This window comes from Rhodosalinus sp. K401 (assembly GCF_041365735.1).
Classification (GTDB): domain Bacteria; phylum Pseudomonadota; class Alphaproteobacteria; order Rhodobacterales; family Rhodobacteraceae; genus Rhodosalinus.
Map to the genome: position 1 here is coordinate 55987 of NZ_JBGFSI010000005.1, position 13518 is coordinate 69504.

Consider the following 13518-nt stretch of genomic DNA (forward strand, 5'->3'; position numbering starts at 1 on the left):
ATGGACTTCCTGAACGCGCTCGTGGCGCTCTCCAACTTCGTCCTGGTGCCCGCCATCGCCTATGGCAGCCAGCTCGCCCTGGGCGCGCTGGGGGTGACGCTGATCTACGGCATCCTGCGCTTCTCGAACTTCGCCCATGGCGACACCATGGCCTTCGGCACGATGGGGGTGATCCTTGCCACCTGGTGGCTGCAAGGGCTGGGCGTGAGCCTTGGCCCGCTGCCCACGGCGCTTCTCGCCCTGCCCTTCGGCATCGCCGCCTGCGCGGCGCTGGTGCTCGCCACGGACAGGGTGATCTACCGCTTCTACCGGGCGCAGCGGGTGACGCCGGTGATCCTCGTGATCGTCTCCATGGGGGTGATGTTCGTCTACAACGGGCTCACCCGCTTCGTCATCGGCCCCGACGACCAGCGCTTCGCCGACGGGGCGCGTTTCATCATCTCGGCGCGCGACTTCCGCGACATGACGGGCCTCGACGAGGGGCTCGCCATCCGCACGAGCCAGGGCATCACGGTGGTCACCGCCATCGTCGTCGTGGCGGCGCTCTTCTGGTTCCTGAACCACACCCGCACCGGCAAGTCCATGCGGGCCTATTCCGACAACGAGGACCTCGCGCTTCTGTCGGGCATCAACCCCGAGCGCGTGGTGATGGTCACCTGGCTCCTCGTGGCGGCGCTCGCCACGGTGGCGGGCACGCTTTACGGGCTCGACAAGTCCTTCAAGCCCTTCACCTACTTCCAGCTTCTCCTGCCGATCTTCGCCGCCGCCATCGTGGGCGGTCTCGGCAGCCCGGTGGGCGCGATCGCGGGGGGCTACATCATCGCCTTCTCGGAGGTGATGATCACCTATGCCTGGAAGAAGGTGCTGGGCTACCTCCTGCCCGAGCCGCTGGCGCCCGACGGGCTCGTCCAGCTTCTGGTCGTGGACTACAAGTTCGCGGTCAGTTTCGTGATCCTGGTGATCGTTCTGTTGTTCCGGCCCACGGGCCTCTTCAGGGGGAAAGCGGTATGAGCGACACGACACGCACCGTGGCGATGTTCCTTGGGGTGGCCGTGCTCATCCTCGGCACCGGATTCGTGCAAAGCTGGAACAGCGCGCTCATCATCCTCAACATGGGGCTCGTCTCGGCCGTCATGGCGCTCGGCGTGAACCTGCAATGGGGCTTCGCCGGGCTCTTCAACGTGGGCGTGATGGGGTTCGTGGCGCTTGGCGGGCTGGCTGCGGTTCTGGTCTCCATGCCGCCGGTGGGCGAGGCATGGGCGGCGGGGGGCCTGCGCATCCTCGGCGCGCTCGCCTTCGCGGCGGCGGCGGTCGCCGCGGCGGTGCTGGCATGGCAGCGGATGAAGCCGGGGCAACTCCGCGCCTTCACCGTCTTCGCGATCCTGATCGTCTCATTCTTCGTCTATCGCGGGATCTTCGATCCGGCGAAGGAGGCGGTGGAGGCGGTGAACCCGGCCGCCACCGGCTATCTCGGCGGGCTGGGTCTTCCGGTCCTGCTCGCATGGCCCGCGGGCGGTCTGCTTGCTGCGGGCGCGGCCTGGCTCATCGGCAAGACGGCGCTGGGGCTGCGCTCGGACTACCTTGCCATCGCGACGCTGGGCATCGCGGAAATCGTCATCGCCATCCTGAAGAACGAGGACTGGCTGGCCCGCGGCGTCAAGAACGTGATCGGCCTGCCCCGCCCGGTGCCCTACGAGATCGACCTGCAGAACGATCCCGGCTTCGTCGACCGCGCCATGTCGATGGGCCTCGATCCGACGACGGCCTCCTCGCTTTACGTGAAGCTGCTTTACGGGGGGCTCTTCGCCGTGGTGCTGGTGATCCTGCTCGTGCTGGCGCAGCTCGCGCTCAACTCGCCCTGGGGCCGGATGATGCGCGCGATCCGCGACAACGAGACGGCCGCCCGCGCCATGGGCAAGGACGTGACCCGCCGCCACCTGCAGGTCTTCGTGCTGGGCAGCGCGATCTGCGGGGTGGCCGGGGCGATGATGACAACGCTCGACAGCCAGCTCACGCCCGGAAGCTACCAGCCGCTGCGCTTCACCTTCCTGATCTGGGTGATGGTGATCGTGGGCGGCTCGGGCAACAATTTCGGGGCCGTGCTGGGCGGCTTCGTGATCTGGTTCCTGTGGGTGCAGGTGGAGCCGATGGGCCAGTTCGTGATGGAGTCGGTGACCTCCGGCATGGACGAGACGAGCCCGGTCCGCGCGCATCTGATGGACAGCGTGGCGCATATGCGGCTGCTGACCATGGGGGTCGTCATGCTGGTGATGCTGCGCTTCGCGCCGCGGGGCCTGCTGCCGGAGCGCTGAGCAACGCGAACGCCCGGACCGATCGGTCCGGGCGTTGCGGGTTGCCTTGGCATGGTGACGCCAGGCCGATGTCAGGCGGCGAGGCCCAGCTTGTAGACGTGGATCTCGAAGGTGGGGTGCTGCTCTGCCCCCACGACGCCTTCACGGTAATGGCGGAAGGTCGAGCGCCAGTAGGGCTGGATGATGACGCCCTCGTCGCGCATGATCGTCTCGAGCTTCGCCATCGTCTCGCGCCGGGTCTCGGCATCCGCGATCGACAGCGCCTCGGCGAGGGCCGCGTCGAACTCGGCGTTCGAAAAGCCCGACTCGTTCCACGGCTCTTCCGACCGGTAGGCCAGCGCGAGCACCTGCACGCCGAGCGGGCGCTGCGCCCAGTCCGTGGTGGAGAACGGATACTTCGCCCAGTCGTTCCAGAACGTGCTGCCCGGCAGGATCGTGCGCCGGACCTTGATCCCCGCGTCGCGCAGCTGTGCCGCCGCCGCGTCGGAGGTGTTGCGGCGCCAGTCGTCGTCGATGGAGATGAGCTCATGCTCGTAATCCATCATCCCCGCCTCTTCCATCAGCGCGGCGGCCGCGGCGGGATCATGGGTCGAGGGACCGATATCCGCGTATTCGGGGTGGATCGGGCAGACGTGATGGTTTTCAGCCACCGTGCCCCGGTCGGAATAGCCGAGCGACAGGCACACGCTGTTGTCCACCGCGAGCGCGAGCGCGCGCCGCACGCGCGCATCGCCATAGGGCGCGACCCCGTCCACCACGGCCTGCTGGTTCGGCCGGATCACCAGCGTGTTCGCCGTCACCGCCTCGGATTTCACCCAGCCGATCGCGTCGAGGATCTCGATGAAGTCGCCCAGGCTTTCATACAGCATGTCGACCTCGCCGGAGTCCGCCGCGGCGACGATGGAGGACTGGTCGGTGCCGAAATCGATGTATTCGATCCGGTCGAGGGCCGCCTCGCCGATGACCCCCTTGCCCCACCAGTCGTGGTCCTCGTTCTTCACCATCACGGCCCGTATGCCCACCTGGAATTCCTCGGGCAGGTAGGGGCCGGTACCCTTGGGGGGATCCAGCGGATCGCCGGAAAAATCCTGCGGGACGATGGCCGCGGGGTAGTCCGAGAAGCCCGCGATGAGCGTGATGTCCGGCGTCTGGAGGTTGAGCCGCACGGTCAGCTCGTCCACCACCTCGACCGCGCCGTCGCGCGCCTCGCCGGTCTCGTCGTCGATCAGCGAAGAGACGCGGCTGGCCATCGAATTGCCCTCGACATTGCGTTCGGCCCAGCGGCGGATGTTGAAGGCCACATCCTCTGCGGTGAAGGCGCTGCCGTCGTTCCAGGTCACGCCGGGGCGGACGCGGAGCGTGTATTCGGTGGCGTCCTCGTTCACCTCCCAGTCTTCCAGCAGAATCCCGCGGAACGTGCCGTCGCGGTTATACTCGACAAGGTATTCGAGCCATCCGCGGGTGAAGTTCGACATCTGCGGCCAGTCGTAGCTTCGCGGATCCTTCAGCGCCTTGACCGTGCTCTCGATGCGGAGCGTGCCGCCCTCCTGCACCGCCGGCTGGGCGGCCGCCGGCGCATCGAGGCCCAGGAGCGCGTAGGCCGTCGGCGCGGCCACGCCGAGCGCGGTGGCGCGGGTCAGGAACTCGCGGCGTGAGAGCTTGCCTTCCGCAACCTCCCGCGCGTGCATGTGCGCTGCGGGATGAACGGAACGGGACGTGGTGTGCATCATGGCACAAGACCTCCGGGTCATTGACGAAAAATCGGGGAATGCGCCCCTCGGGGCGCGGGCATCGCACATGGTTTTCGGCTGCGGCCCGACCAACATGTCGGACGAAAGGCGATGCGTGGATAGCTAAGCAGAAATCGCCGGTCGGGTGCAAGCGCTGGCGCGCCTCAGCGGCCCCGAAAGAGCCCGCCCAGCAGGCCACGCACGATGCGCCGGCCGCTGGTGCCCGAAAGCTCGTCGATCATTGCGCGGTGCAGCGCCTCGCCCAGCGTGTCCGGCGCGGCCCGCCGGGCGGGACGCGAGGTGGAGCGGCTCACCCCGCCGCCCTTGTAGCGTCGCGCGGCGTTGAACTCGCGCGTCTGCGCGTCCTCCCGCTCCGCGGCGCTCTCGGCCGCCTCCGCCTCCGCCGCCGCGGCTGCGGCGCGCGCGGCCAGCATCTCGTGCGCCGAGGGGCGGTCGACCGCCCTGTCGTAGCGCCCGGCCACCGGCGACGCGGCGATCGTCGCGGCGCGCTCGACCTCCGTGATGGTGCCGAGGCGCGAGGATGGCGGCCGGATCAGGGTGCGCTCCACCATGCCGGGCACACCCTTCCTTTCCAGAAACGACGTGACCGCCTCGCCCACGCCCACCTCGCGGATCGCGGTGGCGGTGTCGAAGGCCGGGTTTTCGCGGTAGGTCTCCGCCGCGTGCCGGAGCGCGCGCCTGTCCCGCGCGGTGAAGGCGCGCAGCGCGTGCTGCACCCGGTTGCCGAGCTGGCCCAGGATGTCCTCCGGGATGTCGTCGGGGTTCTGGGTCACGAAATAGACGCCCACGCCCTTCGACCGGATGAGCCGCGCCACCTGCTCCACCTTATCGACCAGCGCGCGGGGGGCGTCGTCGAACAGCAGATGGGCCTCGTCGAAGAAGAAGACGAGGCGCGGCTTCTCGGGGTCGCCGACCTCGGGCAGTTCCTCGAAGAGCTCCGACAGAAGCCAGAGCAGGAAGGTCGCGTAAAGCCGGGGCGCGCGCATCAGCCGGTCGGCCGTCAGGATCGAGATCCGCCCGCGCCCGTCCGCATCCACCCGCATCAGCTCCGCGAGGTCCAGCGCGGGTTCGCCGAAAAGCTGCGCGCCGCCCTGATCCTCGAGCCCCAGAAGCCGCCGCTGGATCGCCCCGATGGAGGCCGGCGCGACGTTGCCGTAGCGCAGCGAGAGCGCGGCCCGGTTCTCGCCCACGAAGACCAGAAGCGATCGCAGGTCCTCGAGATCGAGAAGCGGCAGCCCCTCCTCGTCGGCCAGGCGGAAGGCGATGTTCAGCACCCCTTCCTGCACGTCCGAGAGGTCAAGAAGCCGCGACAGCAGCAGCGGCCCCATCTCGGCCATGGTGGTGCGGACCGGATGGCCCTTCTCGCCGTAAAGGTCCCAGAACGTCACCGGGAAGGCCTCGTAGCGGTAGTCGGAAAACCCGATCGTCGCGGCACGCTCGGTGAAGGCGCCGTGCAGCTTCGTCGTCTCGGAGCCCGCCTGCGAAAGCCCCGCCAGATCGCCCTTCACATCGGCGAGGAAGACCGGCACGCCCGCCGCCGAGAACCCTTCCGCCATGATCTGAAGCGTCACGGTCTTGCCGGTGCCGGTGGCCCCGGCCACGAGCCCGTGACGGTTCGCATAGCCGAGATCGAGATACTGCCGCACGGCGTGCCCCGCCCCGCCGCCGCCCATGAAGATCTTTCCTCCCATGGCGCCCTCACCTCCGCTGCCCCGAAAACTGTCATTTGCGGCCACAGTGTCTTAACCATTCCCCCGCATAGTGGGAAGTGTTCGAGGCCCTGGCTCCCCCGGGGCTTCGGCGGACTTCCTCCCTGTCAGACTGGCCGCGCCCTCGGGCGCGGCTTTTTTCATTTCCTTGGAACGTTTTCCCGCCCTGGATTGCCTGTTGACGGAAGCCCGGTTACTTCGTAGCGTCCCCACCAATGACTAAGTCGGCCAGTCCGACGGGGAGTGAACTGGGAAGGGGCCTTCGGGCCCCTTTTCGCGTGGGCGGGCAGGTTGCGGAAATCCGCGCCGTGGAGCCGGGCGGCCCGCGATGCCCCCTGACAGGGCTCGGGGAGCGTGCTATGCGCCGACGCAGAAATCGACGCAACACGGGAATCCCTTCATGCCAGACTACTTCCGCACCCTGCCCTTCCTGGCCTTCATGGCGCTCGCCGCGCCGCTGGCCGCCCAGGAGGACGCGGACGCCGGCGGCGAGAGCGCCCAGCCCGGCGCCGACCTGAGCCTCGGGGAGTCCGACGCCGGGCAGACCTATGTCGCCGCGACGAACGAGGCCTGGGAAGTGCAGTGCGTGCGCACCGAGGGGCAGGAAGATCCCTGCACGATGTACCAGCTTCTGATGGATCCCAACGACAACGCGGTTGCCGAGATCAGCCTCTTCCGCCTGCCCGAGGGCGGGCGCGCGGTCGCCGGCGCGACGGTCGTGGTGCCGCTGGAAACGCTTCTGACGGAGCAGTTGCGCATCTCTGTCGATGCGGGCGAGGCCAAGCGCTACCCGTTCTCGGTCTGCACCCAGGTCGGATGCTACGCGCGCATCGGCTTTACCGAGGCGGACGTCGCCGCCTTCAAGCGGGGCGCGGCGGCGACGCTCTCGATCGTGCCCTTCCAGGCGCCGGACCAGACCGTGTCGGTCGAGATGTCGCTGTCGGGGTTCACGGCAAGCTTCGACGCGCTGCCCGCCATCGACAACTGAGTCCCCAGGGCGCGCGCCGCCGCTCAGGCGGCGCCGAGCCCCTCCAGAACGGCGCGCGCCGCGCGGCGCCCCGGCGGGGGGCCGCCGCGGCCGAGCCGGTCCATCGTCACCGCCATGGCCGCGCGCTGCGGTTCGGGATCGTCGAGCACGGTGCAAAGCGCGTCGGCGATCGGCCCGGGCCTGCACTGCGTGCCGATGAATTCCGGCACCACCCGGGTCTCGGAGACGAGGTTCACGAGGTTGACGGAGTCGGTGACCAGCATGCGCTGGATGATGGCGCGCGAGACAAGGCCCATGTCATAGGCCACGACCATTGGCGTATCGGCGGCGGCCAGTTCCAGCGACACCGTGCCCGAGGCGGCCAGGGCCGCGTCCGCCGCCGCGAAGGCCGCACGTTTCTCCGCCGCCGGATCGTCCGAGCGGCGGGGGTCGAGCAACACCGGCGCGCCCGGCCAGTCCCGCACGGTCGCGGCGGCCATCTCGGCGACCGCGCCCGCGGCGGGGACCACGAGGCGCGTGCCGGGCCGCGCTGCGGTCACGCGCCGCAGCACCTCGCCGAAGACGGGCGCGAGCCGCGCCACTTCGCTTCTGCGCGAGCCGGGCAGCACCAGAAGCAAGGGCGCCGCGCCGATGCCGTGGCGGGTACGGAATTCCGCGGCCTCCGCAAGCGTGGCCTGCGGGTCGGTCACGACCGGGTGGCCCACGAAATCGCAGCGCATGCCCGCAGCTTCCATGTAAGGCGGCTCGAACGGGAAGAGGGCAAGCACCTGGTCGACATGGGCGGCCATCTTCGCGGCCCGGCCCGGCCGCCACGCCCAGACCGTGGGCGCGACATAGTGGACCACGCGGATATCGCTCATCTCCTTGACGAGCTTCGCCACGCGCAGGCTGAACTCGGGCAGGTCGATCGTGACCAGCACGTCAGGCTTCGCGGCAACGACGGCCTCGGCGGTCTCGCGGATGCGACGTTTCAGCTGGCGGTATTGCGACAGGATCTCGACGATCCCCATGATCGAGATCTCGTCCATGGGAAAGAGGCTTTGCAGCCCGCGGGCGAGCATACCCTCGCCCCCGATCCCCTCGAAGCGCACCTCCGGCACAAGCTCGCGCAGACCGTCCATCAGCGCGGCCCCGAGCCGGTCGCCCGAGGGCTCCCCGGCAGTCACGAAGACGCGCATCAGGCGGCCCTTTCGCGCACCCAGAGGAACAGCCCCGCCGCGTCGAGGATCTCCACGACCCGGTCGCGCTCCAGCACCAGCACGCCGTCGGCCTCGATCACGATGCCGGAAAGGCCCGCGCGCAGCGCGCCCTCGGCCGTGGCCGGGCCGATGGTGGGCAGATCCACCCGCCGATCCTGGTGCGGCTTCGGCACCTTGTAGAGGATGCCGGCCCGCGCGCCGGGCGGGCGCCCGTCCTCGCCGCCCAGCCAGTCGGCCGCCACGCCGAGCGCGTCGCCCACCACGTCGGCGCCCCAGCTCAGCGGATCGACGGCCTCGGAGGTGTGCGGCGGGATCGGCCGCGCGAGCCGCGCCAGCATGGCGTCGGTGCCGTCCGGCCCTTCGCGCGCGATCTCGTGCTCTCCGGCCACGACGCAGGCCTGGCCCACATCCGCCGCGGCCATTTCGGCCACGACGCGCGCACCGATCTGCGCCTCGGCCTCGGTGCCGGGGGCGGGGCGCGACCGCGTCGGGACACCCGCCTCGGGCAGAAGCGACGGCGCGGCCTCGTGGGCGCCGAGCACGGTGAAGCCCTGCGCCTCGAAGATCGCCACCGCGCCGCGCAGCGCCCCGTCATCGCCGCGGCCGAGCGCCTCCATCATGACGGGCACGAGCGGCATCGTCGCCGCGTCGATGGCCGCGGGGTCCATGCGCGGACGGCGGATCGCGCCGCAGAAACAGACCTGCGTCACGCCCCTGTCCCGGAGCGTTTCCAGCAGCGTGCCGAGATGTTCCAGCCGGAAGGTGATGTCGGCGGCGATCCCGTCGGGCGGAAAACCCTCCAGCGCGCAGACCAGCGGGCGCTCTGCCTGCGCCTCCGCCACGGCCCGGGGCAGCGCCCCCTCCCCCGCGATCAGTGCCAGCATCCTCGCGCCCTCTCAGCCCGGTGTCAGGAAGGACCGGTCACTGCCGGCCAGGACGAAATCCACGATCTGGCGGACATAGTCGCTCGCGGTTTCGTCGCCCAGCCGGCGCGCGCGGTCCTGGAACGCGCCTTCGCCCTGCGCGAGCATCTGGAACGCGGCCCGCAGCGCGGTGATGTCGTCGCGCGACACGCCGCGGCGCTTCAGCCCGACCAGGTTCAGCCCGTCGAGCCTGCCCCGCGGCGCCTGCACCAGGCCGTAGGGGATGACGTCGTTCGTCACCATGGTGACCGCGCCGATGATCGCGCCCTGGCCGATGCGCACCCACTGGTGCACGCCCGAAAGCCCGCCCACGATCACGTCGTCCTCGAGCACGCAATGCCCGGCGAGCGCGGCATGGTTCACGAGGATCACCCGGTCGCCCACCTGGACGTCATGGGCGACGTGGGCGCCGGCCATGAAAAGCCCGTCGTCGCCCACCCGCGTGACGCCTCCGCCGCCCTCGGTGCCGGCGTTCATGGTGACATGCTCGCGGATCCGGTTCCGCGCCCCGATCTCGAGCCGCGTGCGCTCGCCCTTGAACTTCAGGTCCTGCGGGATCTCGCCGATCACGGCAAAGGGAAAGATCGACGTCCCGGCGCCGATGCGCGTGTCGCCCGTGACGACGACATGGGACTTCAGCTCCACCCCCTCGGCGAGGCGCACCTCGGGGCCGACATGGCAGAACGGTCCGATCGCGCAGCCGGCGGCGATCACCGCGCCCTCTTCCACCACGGCGGAGGGATGGACGCGCGCCTCGGGCGAGATCGACATCAGCCCGCGCTCCCCTCGATGTCCATCATGGCCGAGAACTCGGCCTCGGCGGCCAGTTCGCCCGCCACCTCGGCGCGGCCCTCGAATTTCCAGACCTTGCCGCCGGGCCGGCCGCGCAGCGTGCGCAGGCGCATTTCCACAACGTCGCCGGGCACGACCTTGCGCCGGAACTTGCACTTGTCGATCCCCATGAAATAGATAAGCATTTCCTTGTCCGCGAGGTCGAGCGACGTGCCCACCATCACCGCCGCCGTCTGCGCCATCGCCTCGATGATCGTGACGCCGGGCATGATCGGCTGGCCGGGAAAATGGCCCTGGAAATGCGGCTCGTTCATGGTGACGTTCTTCAGCCCGAGCGCCGAACTGGTCCCGTCGATCTCCACGACCCGGTCCACCAGGAGGAACGGGTAGCGGTGCGGCAGGATGCGCTGGATTAGCTGGATGTCGGCAGTCGCGAGCTCGGTCATTCTCTCTCCCCGGGCGATTTGTTCCTCCCCTAGCAAGGGGGGCGTGGCGGGACAAGCTGGGCTAGTCGCGGTCGCCGTCGGCGCCGGGAGCGGACGGCGTCTCGGCCGTGTCCCCGGGCGGCGGCGCCTCGGGCAGGGACGGCGCGGCCGGGTCATCGGCAGAGAGCCCGTCACCGATTTCCGCGTCGATACGCGCGATCGCCTGATCGGTGACGTCGATCACCTCCGCGCTCATGAAGATGGATCCACGCTCGAGGATCACCGCCGCTCCGGCCTCGCGCATCAGCCGTTCCAGCACCGGTTGCGCGGCGGCCAGGAACGCCCGGCGCGCCTCCTCGTTGCGCAGCGAGAGCATCCGCGCCTTCCCGTCCTGCTCCCGGCGGATGCGCTGCACCTTCTCGTCGAACGCATCGGCCAGCGCGCGAAACTCGTCGGGCGCAAGCGTCTCGCGCTGCTCGGTGAGGCGTTGTTCCTCGGCGGTGAGTTCGGTCTCGATGCGGCGGTTCTCGGCGGCAAGGTCCGCGCCTTGCCGCTCGAGCTCTTCGGTCACGCGCCGACCGAAGGCAGACTCCGCGAAAAGCCGCTCCGGTTCCACCGTCAGGATCGGGCTCTGAAGACGCGCGGGCGCCGAAAAGGGCTGTTGCTGCGCCGCGGCCCACGGCACCCAGGCCAGCGCCGCCACGAGCAGCGCGGCGAGGGAGCGGCTCAGCCCGCGGGCCATGACCTCAGAACTGGGTCTGGATGGTGAAATCGAAGTTCTGCGTCTCGTCGAAGGGTTTCTTCTGCAACGGCTCCGAGATGTTGAACCGCAGCGGCCCGATCGGCGTGTCCCAGAAGATCGAGACGCCGATGACGGACCGCACCGTGAAATCCTCGTAGAGGACATCCGGCGAGCTGGTGTCGAGCCCCCAGAGCGACCCCACGTCGTAGAACACGCCGCCCGAGATGCCGTATTCCTCGGGCAGGCCGAGCGGAAACTCGGCCTCCAAGCGCGCAACGGCGTATTTGTCGCCGCCAAGCGCGTCGTCTGTCGTGGCCGTCACTTCGCGCGGGCCGATACCGTCGGTGGTGAAGCCGCGCAGGCGCCGGGGGCCGAGGAAGAAGCGGTCGGTCACGCGGCTGGACCCGTCGCTGTAGTTCAGCACGCCGCCTTCCAGCGTGGCCCGCAGCGTCACTTCTTCGCGTAGGATGCGGGTCTGCGCCACCGCCCGCGCCGTGGTGCGCACGAAGGTATCGTCGCCGCCGAGCGCGGCGAAGTCCTGGCCGAATTGCAGAAGGATGCCCGAGTTCGGGTCGAGCCCCGTGCGGCGGGTATCGTAGCTGTAGGTGTAGCCGACGGAGCTGTTGAAGACCTCGCCGCGATCGGCCTCGTCCTGGATGAGCGGTCCGACCGCGGAGGGATCGTCGAGCGAGATGTCCGAGCTTTCGGCGGTGTAGCGCACCTGAAGCCGCCCATTCTCGGAGACGGGGAAAGTGAAGGACGGCTGAAACCGCCCGATCGCGGTGTCGTAGCTGGACAGGAAGCTGTCCGTTTCCCGGTAGGAGAGTTCGAGATCGAAGCGCAGGTCGCGGCCCAGGAAGGCAGGCTCGCCGAAGGTGAAGGAATATTCCTGGTTCTCGTCGGTCGTGGACAGCTGGAAGCCGATGCTCTGCCCACGTCCCAGGAAGTTGCGCTCGCGGAAGCCGACGGTCGCGCCCAGCCCGCCCTCCGTGGAGTAGCTGGCGCCGAAGGAGATCGAGCCGGTCGGCTGCTCCTCGACGTTCACGTCGATGATGACCTGATCCTCGGAACTGCCCTCGCGGGCCTCCACCTCGGCGTCGGCGAAAAGCCCGAGCGCGCGGATCCTTTCGGCGCTCTGGCGGATCTCGCGCGGGTTGAACGGATCGCCCTCCACCGCGCGGAACTGCCGCCGGATCACGCGGTCGAGCGTGGCGGTATTGCCCTCGATGTCGATACGCTCGACAAAGATGCGTTCGCCGCGCACGAGCGCGAAGTCGATGTCGAGCGTCAGGTCGCGGTCGTTGCGGACGACGCGCGGCTCGACCCGCACGAAGTTGAGCCCCTCCTGCACCGCGAGCCGCTCCAGCCGGGCGATGTCGCGCTCGACGTCGAGCGGCGAATAAACGGAGCCGGGGCGTGTCCGAAGCGCCGCCTGGAACAGGTCCGGATCGACATCGGGCAGGTCCGACGAGACGGTCAACTCACCGAACCGGAACTGCTGTCCCTCCTCGACGTTGAAGGTCACGAAATAGGCGTCGCGCTCCTGCGACAGCTCGGCGTTGACGGCCGTGATGCGGAAATCGACGTAGCCCCGCGATTGGTAGAAATCGTTCAGGAGCTGCCGGTCGAACTGGATCCGGTCTTCCACGAAGATGTCGGAGCGGATGATCGCGCGCAGAAGGCCCGCCTGCTTCGTGCTCAGCACCCGCCGCAGGCGGCGGTCGGAATAGGCCTCGTTGCCCACGATCCCGATCCGCTCGATCTCGATCACGCCGCCCTCGAAGATCTCGAAGACGAGGTCGACGCGGTTGTCGCTGCGCTCGATCAGGCGGGGGCGCACCGTGGCGGCCAGGCGCCCGTCGACGGCGTAGGCTTCGGCGATGCGCGCCGCGTCGCGTTCCGCCTGCACGGGGCTGTAGACCCGGCGGGATTGCGATTCCACGGCCTGCGCAAGCGCCTCGTCGTCGAGCCGGCGGTTGCCCTCGAAGGCGATGCGGTTGATCGTCGGGTATTCGTCCACCACGATCACGAGCTCGCTGCCCCGCGGGATGATTTCCACGCTTTCGAACAGACCGGTCTGAAGAAGGCGGCGATTGGCGGCGTTGATCTCCCCGGCGGTGACGGTCTCGCCGCGGGGGATCCCCGCGTAGCTCAGGATCGTGCCGGGCTCGATACGCTGGTTGCCCTCGATCGTCACCGAGGCGAAGCTGTAGGTCTGCGCGCCCGCCGGCAACGGCGCGACGAGAAGCGCGGCCGCAAGCGTCAAAGGCAGCGCGATAGACGCCTTGAGGGCGGGGATTCTGCCGCTGCCCGTCGCTTTATCGCCCTTTACAGCGAACACCCGTGTCACGCTCATGCCGCCACCCGTCCAGACGCCCCATTTGGTAGTTGTGGGTATAGCGATTGCGGGATGTTGTCAAAGCGCGGAACCGGTTTCGGTGACAGCCCGGCGCAAGCGTTGCCGCAAGGGCGCGCCCGGCGTCGGAACGCGCCGGCGCGGGGCATCGAACACGCCGTCCAGAGCTGTCAGAGAGTTGCGAGAAACGCCCCCAGCATCAGGCCGAGAAGAATCGCCGCCGGGAACAGCAGACGATCCCAGCTGAGTCTGAGAAGCAGGCCAAGCCCGCGCGTATCGATGCTGTGCAAGTGCATGGGTCCGCTCCTTGCAAGGTTTCAA

12 protein-coding genes are annotated in these 13518 nt (G+C 69.1%); 3 read left to right on the forward strand and 9 right to left on the reverse strand.

Annotated elements, in window-relative coordinates; all coding sequences use genetic code 11:
- Complete coding sequence (locus tag AB6A66_RS07740) at positions 1–1011, forward strand: branched-chain amino acid ABC transporter permease (RefSeq protein WP_371055441.1); 1011 nt, start codon at positions 1–3, stop codon at positions 1009–1011.
- On the forward strand, positions 1008–2312 hold the full coding sequence (locus AB6A66_RS07745) for a branched-chain amino acid ABC transporter permease (protein ID WP_371055442.1): 1305 nt from the start codon (positions 1008–1010) through the stop codon (positions 2310–2312). The genes AB6A66_RS07740 and AB6A66_RS07745 overlap by 4 nt, the downstream gene beginning before the upstream one ends.
- A 71-nt stretch (positions 2313–2383) precedes the next feature.
- Here the strand turns inward: AB6A66_RS07745 and AB6A66_RS07750 are convergent, their stop codons facing one another.
- Together AB6A66_RS07750 and AB6A66_RS07755 are read right to left on the reverse strand one after the other, a co-directional pair.
- The gene (locus AB6A66_RS07750; RefSeq protein WP_371055443.1) at positions 2384–4042 is read right to left on the reverse strand and encodes an ABC transporter substrate-binding protein; all 1659 of its coding nucleotides are present in this window, start codon (positions 4040–4042) and stop codon (positions 2384–2386) included.
- Positions 4043–4206: 164 nt separating this feature from the next.
- Positions 4207–5754, reverse strand: a complete 1548-nt coding sequence (locus AB6A66_RS07755) for a helicase HerA-like domain-containing protein (RefSeq protein WP_371055444.1) — start codon at positions 5752–5754, stop codon at positions 4207–4209.
- Positions 5755–6172: 418 nt separating this feature from the next.
- On the opposite strand from AB6A66_RS07755, the gene AB6A66_RS07760 reads away from it, so the two are divergent.
- Entirely contained in the window at positions 6173–6760 is a 588-nt protein-coding gene (locus AB6A66_RS07760) for an invasion associated locus B family protein (RefSeq protein ID WP_371055445.1), read from the forward strand.
- Between the two features lie 23 nt (positions 6761–6783).
- Here the strand turns inward: AB6A66_RS07760 and lpxB are convergent, their stop codons facing one another.
- The 7 genes from lpxB to AB6A66_RS07795 all read right to left on the reverse strand — a co-directional run bounded on the left by lpxB (position 6784) and on the right by AB6A66_RS07795 (position 13493).
- The gene (lpxB, locus tag AB6A66_RS07765; RefSeq protein WP_371055446.1) at positions 6784–7938 is read right to left on the reverse strand and encodes a lipid-A-disaccharide synthase; all 1155 of its coding nucleotides are present in this window, start codon (positions 7936–7938) and stop codon (positions 6784–6786) included.
- Positions 7938–8843: an LpxI family protein gene (locus AB6A66_RS07770; RefSeq protein WP_371055447.1), complete on the reverse strand. Its 906-nt coding sequence runs from the start codon at positions 8841–8843 to the stop codon at positions 7938–7940. Before AB6A66_RS07770 ends, lpxB begins: the two co-directional genes overlap by 1 nt.
- A 12-nt stretch (positions 8844–8855) precedes the next feature.
- A complete protein-coding gene (lpxA, locus tag AB6A66_RS07775) occupies positions 8856–9653 on the reverse strand; it encodes an acyl-ACP--UDP-N-acetylglucosamine O-acyltransferase (protein ID WP_371055448.1) in 798 nt (265 codons plus the stop codon).
- A complete protein-coding gene (gene fabZ, locus AB6A66_RS07780) occupies positions 9653–10120 on the reverse strand; it encodes a 3-hydroxyacyl-ACP dehydratase FabZ (RefSeq protein WP_371038425.1) in 468 nt (155 codons plus the stop codon). Before fabZ ends, lpxA begins: the two co-directional genes overlap by 1 nt.
- Positions 10121–10181: 61 nt before the next feature.
- Positions 10182–10841, reverse strand: a complete 660-nt coding sequence (locus AB6A66_RS07785) for an OmpH family outer membrane protein (protein WP_371038426.1) — start codon at positions 10839–10841, stop codon at positions 10182–10184.
- Positions 10842–10845: 4 nt separating this feature from the next.
- Positions 10846–13197, reverse strand: a complete 2352-nt coding sequence (bamA, locus tag AB6A66_RS07790) for an outer membrane protein assembly factor BamA (RefSeq protein ID WP_371055449.1) — start codon at positions 13195–13197, stop codon at positions 10846–10848.
- 170 nt (positions 13198–13367) lie between these two features.
- Entirely contained in the window at positions 13368–13493 is a 126-nt protein-coding gene (locus tag AB6A66_RS07795; protein ID WP_371038428.1) for a hypothetical protein, read from the reverse strand.
- Between the last annotated feature and the right edge of the window lie 25 nt (positions 13494–13518).

Bases quoted from the DNA above. Each gene is read 5' to 3' on its own strand.
- AB6A66_RS07760 (WP_371055445.1), top strand. From the start codon at position 6,173: ATGCCAGACTACTTCCGCACCCTGCCCTTCCTGGCCTTCATGGCGCTC.
- AB6A66_RS07770 (WP_371055447.1), bottom strand. From the start codon at position 8,843: ATGCTGGCACTGATCGCGGGGGAGGGGGCGCTGCCCCGGGCCGTGGCG.
- lpxB (WP_371055446.1), bottom strand. From the start codon at position 7,938: ATGCGCGTCTTCGTGACTGCCGGGGAGCCCTCGGGCGACCGGCTCGGG.
- fabZ (WP_371038425.1), bottom strand. From the start codon at position 10,120: ATGACCGAGCTCGCGACTGCCGACATCCAGCTAATCCAGCGCATCCTG.
- lpxA (WP_371055448.1), bottom strand. From the start codon at position 9,653: ATGTCGATCTCGCCCGAGGCGCGCGTCCATCCCTCCGCCGTGGTGGAA.
- AB6A66_RS07750 (WP_371055443.1), bottom strand. From the start codon at position 4,042: ATGATGCACACCACGTCCCGTTCCGTTCATCCCGCAGCGCACATGCAC.
- AB6A66_RS07740 (WP_371055441.1), top strand. From the start codon at position 1: ATGGACTTCCTGAACGCGCTCGTGGCGCTCTCCAACTTCGTCCTGGTG.
- AB6A66_RS07755 (WP_371055444.1), bottom strand. From the start codon at position 5,754: ATGGGAGGAAAGATCTTCATGGGCGGCGGCGGGGCGGGGCACGCCGTG.
- AB6A66_RS07785 (WP_371038426.1), bottom strand. From the start codon at position 10,841: ATGGCCCGCGGGCTGAGCCGCTCCCTCGCCGCGCTGCTCGTGGCGGCG.
- bamA (WP_371055449.1), bottom strand. From the start codon at position 13,197: ATGAGCGTGACACGGGTGTTCGCTGTAAAGGGCGATAAAGCGACGGGC.
- AB6A66_RS07745 (WP_371055442.1), top strand. From the start codon at position 1,008: ATGAGCGACACGACACGCACCGTGGCGATGTTCCTTGGGGTGGCCGTG.
- AB6A66_RS07795 (WP_371038428.1), bottom strand. From the start codon at position 13,493: ATGCACTTGCACAGCATCGATACGCGCGGGCTTGGCCTGCTTCTCAGA.